This window comes from Streptosporangium sp. NPDC049644 (assembly GCF_040675205.1).
In the GTDB taxonomy this organism is placed as follows: Bacteria; Actinomycetota; Actinomycetes; order Streptosporangiales; family Streptosporangiaceae; genus Streptosporangium; species Streptosporangium fukuiense.
The window spans coordinates 34,804-41,518 of record NZ_JBFAOJ010000084.1 but is presented as its reverse complement, the minus strand read 5'-3'; the positions used below and the strand labels follow the sequence as shown (position 1 = coordinate 41,518).

General features: G+C 69.4%; 7 protein-coding genes. 3 read left to right on the top strand and 4 right to left on the bottom strand.

From position 1 onward, the window contains the following. Positions 1-135: 135 nt before the first annotated feature. The 3 genes from dnaN to AB0J58_RS33815 form a co-directional block, all read right to left on the bottom strand. Positions 136-1,236 (bottom strand): DNA polymerase III subunit beta, encoded by a 1,101-nt coding sequence (gene dnaN / locus AB0J58_RS33825; protein WP_343970253.1) that lies wholly within the window; start codon positions 1,234-1,236, stop codon positions 136-138. Between the two features lie 100 nt (positions 1,237-1,336). Continuing rightward, positions 1,337-1,996, bottom strand: coding sequence for a response regulator transcription factor (locus AB0J58_RS33820; protein WP_343970257.1), 660 nt, complete (start codon positions 1,994-1,996; stop codon positions 1,337-1,339). Then, a complete protein-coding gene (locus AB0J58_RS33815; protein ID WP_364223589.1) occupies positions 1,993-3,522 on the bottom strand; it encodes a histidine kinase in 1,530 nt (509 codons plus the stop codon). The genes AB0J58_RS33820 and AB0J58_RS33815 overlap by 4 nt, the downstream gene beginning before the upstream one ends. 155 nt (positions 3,523-3,677) lie before the next feature. On the opposite strand from AB0J58_RS33815, the gene AB0J58_RS33810 reads away from it, so the two are divergent. The 3 genes from AB0J58_RS33810 (at position 3,678) to AB0J58_RS33800 (ending at position 6,181) form a co-directional block, all read left to right on the top strand. After that, positions 3,678-4,574, top strand: a complete 897-nt coding sequence (locus AB0J58_RS33810) for an ABC transporter ATP-binding protein (protein WP_364223587.1) — start codon at positions 3,678-3,680, stop codon at positions 4,572-4,574. Continuing rightward, positions 4,574-5,308, top strand: coding sequence for an ABC transporter permease (locus tag AB0J58_RS33805; protein ID WP_364223585.1), 735 nt, complete (start codon positions 4,574-4,576; stop codon positions 5,306-5,308). The genes AB0J58_RS33810 and AB0J58_RS33805 overlap by 1 nt, the downstream gene beginning before the upstream one ends. A gap of 135 nt (positions 5,309-5,443) precedes the next feature. Next, positions 5,444-6,181: a metallophosphoesterase gene (locus AB0J58_RS33800; protein WP_364223583.1), complete on the top strand. Its 738-nt coding sequence runs from the start codon at positions 5,444-5,446 to the stop codon at positions 6,179-6,181. Positions 6,182-6,227: 46 nt separating this feature from the next. Here the strand turns inward: AB0J58_RS33800 and AB0J58_RS33795 are convergent, their stop codons facing one another. Further along, positions 6,228-6,644, bottom strand: coding sequence for a helix-turn-helix domain-containing protein (locus AB0J58_RS33795; RefSeq protein WP_364223581.1), 417 nt, complete (start codon positions 6,642-6,644; stop codon positions 6,228-6,230). Positions 6,645-6,715: the final 71 nt, after the last annotated feature.

Sequence of the window (6,715 nt, the reverse complement as noted above, 5' to 3'; positions counted from 1 at the left end):
AGCGGGGCCCCCTCCCCACCGCCCCCCCCCCCGGCCGGGGGGCGGGGCCCGCACTGTGAGAAGCCCTCTGGGCGGCCGGCGGGGCGGCCCGATCCAGGTACCCGGAGCACCCGGTGTGCCCGGACACGGAGGCGTTCAGGTCAGGCGCAGGGACATCACCAGGTAGCGGAAGGCGGGGTCGGCATCGCCGGGAACCTCGGTGATGAGGGCCGGGCGACTCGGCGACTCCATGTTGAGCCGGACGAACTCGGTCTCGACACCGTTCAGGCCGTCGAGCAGGAAGTGGGACTGGAAGGCGATCTGGATATCGTCACCGGACAACTCGGCGTCGACGACCTCGGTGCCGCGACCGATGTCGCCACCGCCCGCCTGGATGAGAACCTGCCCCTGGCCGAAGGAGAGCCGGATCGGGGTGTTGCGCTCGGCGACCAGCGCGACCCGCTTGATCGCGTCGACGAACGGGGCCACCCGCAGGTCGGCCCGGATCGACCAGTCGTCGGTCAGCCGCGCGCGGTAGTCGATGAACTGCTCGTCGAGCAGGCGGACGGTGGTGGCCCTGCCCACGCTCTCGAAACCGGCGATGCCCTCACCCAGCGCCACGGAGACCTCGCCGCCGCGCAACGATCTGGCCACCTCGACGAGCACCCGCGCGGGCACCATGGCGGCGGCCGCGGTGCCCGGCCGCTCGGGGCGCCAGCCGAACTCCCTGGCCGCGATGCGGTAGCGATCGGTGGCGGCCAGGGTCACGTCGTCGCCTGAGATGTCGACCCGGATGCCGGTCAGCATGGGGAGGGTCTCGTCGCGGCTGGCCGCCGAAGCCACCTGGCCGACCGCGGTCGCGAAGATCCCGCCGCCGACGGCACCGATCTTGGGGGGCATCTCGGGGAGAGAGGGGAAATCCTCAACCGGCATGGTCAACAGGCCGAACTCCGCGCTGCCGCAGGTCAGAACCGCCTCGGAACCGCTGGTGGCGACCTCCACCGCGTCATCGGGCAGGCTGCGGGTGATCTCCGCGAGAATCCGGCCCGGAATCAGCGCCCTGCCGGGCTCCGCCACGACAGCCTCGATCGAGACGCGGGCGGAGACGTCGTAGTCGAAGACCGACAGTACGAGATCGTCTCCGTCGGCCTCCAGAAGCAGCCCGGAGAGCACGGGAATGGCCGGTCGGTTCGGCAGCACCCGGGCCACCCAGGCCACCGCGTCGGCCAGGACATCACGGTTAACCCGGAACTTCACCTGATCATCCCTTCGTCCTGAACAGCACCGCCACGTGCGGAAACCGTCCTTCAGCACGTTATCCGCTGGGACCGACAAACAGGGTCCGAGCCTGGGAAAGTCAGCCTCGGGCCGCGTTGAGATAGGTCAGGACGGCGAGCACGCGGCGGTTGTCGTCATCGGAGGGGACCAGGTCGAGCTTGGCGAAGATACTGGCCGTGTGCTTGCCCACCGCGCTCTCGCTGAGGAACAGGCGCTGGGAGATGGCCGCGTTGGAGCGGCCCTCGGCCATCAGCTCCAGCACCTCGCGCTCGCGCGGGGTCAGCGCGCCGAGCGGCTGGTGCCGGACGGTGCTGGCCAACAACTTGGCGATCACCTCCGGGTCCATCGCGGTGCCTCCAGCCGCGACCCGGCGGACCGCGTCGACGAACTGTTCGGCGTTGAAGACCCGGTCCTTGAGGAGGTAGCCGATCGCCCCCGAGCCGTCGGCCAGCAGTTCGCGCGCGTACAGCTGCTCGACGTGCTGGGACAGGACGAGCACCGGCAGGCCGGGGACGGCCCTGCGCGCCGCCAGCGCCGCCTGGAGCCCCTCGTCGGTGAACGTGGGCGGGAGGCGCACGTCGACCACGGCCACGTCGGGCCTGAGCTCGATCAGCGCCTTCAGCAGCTCGGGCCCCGATTCCACCGCCGCCACGACCTCGAAGTCGTGGGCCTGGAGCAGGTGGACCAGACCGTCCCGCAGAAGGTAGAGGTCCTCGGCGATGACGACTCTAAGGCTCATCGGCCCAACCATAGGCGGGCCGGCACGACCTCCGCCAACCGGCGCTGGCTGGAGTGCATGGCGGGGATGATCATGCCCGCGGCGTACATGGAGAGACCCAGGGAGATGTTGAAGACGATCAGCGGCCACTGCAGGGGCTCGGGCAGGTAGAGCGCGAGGAACCAGCTGAGGTGCTCGGTGTCGATGATCTTCATGACCATCGTCACCAGCCCCTGCGGGAAGAGCGGTAGCCAGCCGAGCCCCCAGCAGATCCCGACGATGACGGCCTTCCCCCGAGGTAGAGGCCTGCTGTCCCGGCGCTTCTCGGCGAGCGCGTTGGGCAGGTCGAACGTGGCGATCGTCGGGCCACCGCGCGGACTGCTGACCGCGAGCACCCCGTCGAAGGCCGCCAGCCTGCGCTCGATGCCCCGCAGGCCACTGCCCAGCGACGGGTCGGCGCCTCCCTCGCCGTCGTCGGTGACCACGACGCGCAGCGCGTGGTCATGGCTGCTGATGTCGATCGACACCCGCTCGGCACCACCGTGGCGGGCCGCGTTGGTGAGGAGCTCGCTGATCGAGAAGTAGGCGGCCGACTCGACGGGCGAGTCCGGGCGGGCGTGCAGGTCCACGGTGACCGTGACCTTCAGCGGACTGTCCAGCGCCAGGGCGCGCACCGCGTCACCGAGGCCGCGCTCGGCCAGGACCGGTGGGTGAATGCCCCTGACCAGGTCACGCAGCTCGACGAGCGCCATGGAGGAGGCCTCCCTGACCTTGCCGAGCAGGGCCTTGGCGGCCGCCGGATCCTTGTCCATCAGTTCCTCGACCGCGCCCAGCGTCATGCCCATCGCGACAAGCCTCGCCTGCGCACCGTCGTGCAGGTCGCGCTCGATCCGCCGCAGCTCGGACGCCTGGGAGTCGACCGTCGCCAGGCGCGCCTGGTCGAGCCGCTGGATCCGCCCCGCGAGCACGGACTTGGCCGTGGGGGAGAGCAACAGGTGGTTCCACCAGGCGTATCCCCGCAGCAGGTGGGGCAACGCGATCAGCGCGACCACCGCGGCGCACCCCAGGAGCGGAGGCACGGCCGCCGGCACCGCGGACCGTGACGCCAGGACGGCGCCTGTGGCCAGGGTGAGGGGGAGCAGCAACAGAGCGGCCGCGACCACCGGGTTGAGGAACAGCCAGAGCCCGTCCCGCCAGGTGGCCGGGTCGCCGAACATCCACTTCCAGCGGTTGTTCCAGTCGGGCCAGCGCGGCGTCTTGTAGAGCTGGCGCTCGTGGCGGTACCACCCGTCGGGCTGGGGTCGTGCCGGCAGCGGCGGCGGCAGGTAGGGCGCCGGCACCGCGGTCCCGAGCCAGGTGCCGGTCAACCTCCTGGCGAACGCCGTACGGTACCTGATCAGCCGGGCCGTCGGAGGGAACACAAAGATCATCCCCAACCCGAACGTCAGCAGGAACGCGAACAGGGTCAGCGCCACCAGGGCGATGTCCACCAGTGCCATCGCCCCCAGGACCAGTGCCTTGCCGACCGCCACCGCGTACGTCCTCATGTGTCAAGTCTCGATGATGTCTCCGGATGTGCCCAGTGGTGGCGGACGCCGTCCGGGGGTGGAGGTAGCCACACCCCTGCCGGGTGCCTGGCCCGCCCCCGCCAGGGGTCCAGGCGGATTCTCTCCGCGCGGCACGGCTTCTAGCGTCGGTTGGCATGAAGGTCATCGAGGTCAGCAACCTCCGCAAGCAGTACCGAGACCGGCTGGTGGTGGACGACGTCTCGTTCACCGTCGAAGAGGGCGAGATCTTCGGCGTTCTCGGCCCCAACGGAGCCGGCAAGACGACCACCGTGGAGTGCGTCGCCGGCCTGCGCGTCCCCGACTCCGGAACCGTCGGCGTGCTCGGCGGCCTCACCGGCACCGAGCTCAGGGAACAGCTGGGCGTCCAGCTGCAGAGTTCCACGCTGCCGGGGAAGCTCAGGGTGTGGGAGGCGCTCGACCTGTACGCGTCCTTCTACCGGGCCCCCGCGGACTGGGCCGAACTCCTGGAACGGGTCGGGCTCGCCGACAAGCGTGACACGCCCTACGGGAAACTCTCCGGCGGCCAGCAGCAGCGGCTCTCGATAGCACTGGCCCTGGTCGGCAATCCTCGCGTGGCGATCCTGGACGAGCTGACCACGGGCCTGGACCCGCAGGCCCGCAGGGACACCTGGGAGCTCATCGAGCGGGTGCGCGATGACGGTGTGACGATCCTGCTGGTCACCCACTTCATGGAGGAGGCCGAGCGGCTCTGCGACCGGCTCGCGCTGATCGACTCCGGCCGGCTGGTCGCGCTGGACAGCCCGGCGGGCCTGATCGCCAGGGTCGGCGGGCAGCAGACCGTCAGGTTCCGGCCCTCCCAGCCGTTCGACGACTCGGTGCTCAAGGCACTGCCCGAGGTCACCGAGATGAGGCGGAGCGGCGGGCAGATCACGGTCACCGGTACCGGTGACCTGCTGCTCGCGATCACGACCGCCCTGTCCGCCGCCCATGTCGTACCCGCCGACCTGCGCGTGGAGCAGGCCAATCTCGACGACGCCTTCCTGGGCCTCACCGGAAAGAAGCTTTCCTGATGAACAAGATGATCCTGACCGAGCTCAAGCTCTTCCTGCGGGACCCCGCCGGCCCGATCTTCGCGGTACTGCTCCCCCTCGTGCTCCTGCTCGGGCTGGGCAGCACCGCCGGACTTCAGGAGGCTCCTCCCGAGATGGGCGGAGAGCGGATCATCGACACTCACTTTCCCACCATGATGGTGATCCTGGCCGTGGTGACGATGGCACTGACCACCCTGCCGGCGACGCTGGTGAGCTACCGGGAGAGCGGTGTGCTGCGCCGGATGTCCACCACCCCGGTCAGCCCGGTCCGGTTGCTGGTCGCCCAGGTCGTGAACAACCTCGCGGTGGCGATCATCGCCACCATCCTCCTGATCGGCTTCGGCGGCCTCGTCCTCGGCCTGACCCCGCCCAGGAACCTCCTGGCCTTCGCCGGGGTGTTCGTGCTCGGCACGGCCTCGATGTTCGGCCTGGGGCTGCTGATCTCCGCCTTGGCGCCCAGCGCGAAGTCCGCGCCGGGCATCGGCTCGCTGCTGATGTTCCCGCTGCTGTTCATGTCCGGGATGTGGGTTCCCAGGGAGTTCATGCCGGACCTGGTGCGGCAGGTCGGTGACTTCCTGCCGATGGCGCCGTTCGCCACGGCGCTCCGCGACACGTGGGCGGGGCACGCGCCGCAGCCACTGCACCTGGTGGTGGTGGCGGCGACCCTGCTGGTCACGGCTGGACTGGCCACCCGACTGTTCCGGTGGGAGTAGCGGACAGGGTGTGATCACGATCCGCCGCGGTCCGTCCCTCGCGTGGGGCAGGGACGGGCCACGGCTTGTTTCCGCCTTCTTTTTCGCGAGGAGTTCGACATACTCGGCGGAAAGTTGATGTGCCACTCTTGAGTGATGCTGATCCTGGCGCATGTAAGTGACGTCCACATCGACGGTTCTCCCCGCAGCATCGACAGGACCCGATCCGTCATGCGGCACCTGGAGAACCTTCCCGGCCCTCTGGACGCGGTCGTGGTGACCGGCGACATCGCCGACAACGGCCTGATCCAGGAGTACGAGATCGCGCGTGAGCTGCTGACCACGCGCCACCCGACGATCATCTGTCCGGGCAACCACGATGCCCGTTCGGCGTTCCGCAAGGTCATGCTCGACGAGGACGGCGACGGGCCGGTCAACCAGGTTCTCCGGCTCGACGGGCTCACCGTCGCGCTGTGCGACTCCAGCGTCCCCGGCCGGCCGGAGGGTTTCCTGGAGGACGAGACGATCGCCTGGCTGCGGGACGTGCTCGCCGAGAGCCCGGAGACCCCGGCCATCATCGGCATGCACCACCCGCCGGTGTCGCTGGGCGTCCCGTACGTGGACGCGATCCGGCTACGGAACCCGGAGCGGCTGGAGGAGATCGTGCAGCAGTACCCACAGGTGGCGGCCGTCATCGTCGGCCACGCCCACACCGCGGCGAGCACCACCTTCGCCGGCCTGCCGCTCTCGGTCGCTCCCGGTGTGGTCTCGACGCTGCTGCTCGACCAGGAACTCGACATCCCGGTCCCGGTCGACTACGACCTGCCGCCGCAGATCGCCATCCACGTCTTCGACGAGGGCCGCCTCGTCACCCACGTCCGCCCGGTCCTCTGACCTCGCCTCGGCCCGAGCACCGGGAGGGTGCCGGCCCGGTCACCGCTCAGTCCGCCCGTACGGGCCGGGGTTCCTCACCCGTGCGGAGGTCATAGGCGTCACGGGCGGCCATGATCTCGGGCATGTGCTCCTCGGACCAGCTCTTGATGCCCTCCATCAGCATGATCACGCTGCGGCCCAGCGCGCTGAGCTCGTACTCCACCCGGGGCGGGATCGTCGGGTAGACGGTGCGGATCACCATCCCGTCGCGTTCCATGTTCCGCAGAGACTGGGTGAGGCTCTTCTGGGTGATCCCGTCGAGCCTGCGACGCAGCACACCAAACCGGACCGGGCCATCCCGCAGGGCGTCCACCAGCAGGCAGGTCCACTTGTTGGCAATCGCCTCCAGCACCTTCCGCGAGCCGCACTCCCGTAGGTAGGCGTCTACGGCACCACGTTCTCGCAGGCCAGAAATAGTTTCCACAAGGTACCTATATATCTCAAAGGTGCCTTCTTACAAAGAGATACCGGTATCGCGGACGATTGATCTCGACG

Coding starts and splice junctions, on each gene's coding strand:
- AB0J58_RS33820 (WP_343970257.1), bottom strand. CDS start 1,996: ATGAGCCTTAGAGTCGTCATCGCCGAGGACCTCTACCTTCTGCGGGAC.
- AB0J58_RS33815 (WP_364223589.1), bottom strand. CDS start 3,522: ATGAGGACGTACGCGGTGGCGGTCGGCAAGGCACTGGTCCTGGGGGCG.
- AB0J58_RS33810 (WP_364223587.1), top strand. CDS start 3,678: ATGAAGGTCATCGAGGTCAGCAACCTCCGCAAGCAGTACCGAGACCGG.
- AB0J58_RS33805 (WP_364223585.1), top strand. CDS start 4,574: ATGAACAAGATGATCCTGACCGAGCTCAAGCTCTTCCTGCGGGACCCC.
- AB0J58_RS33800 (WP_364223583.1), top strand. CDS start 5,444: ATGCTGATCCTGGCGCATGTAAGTGACGTCCACATCGACGGTTCTCCC.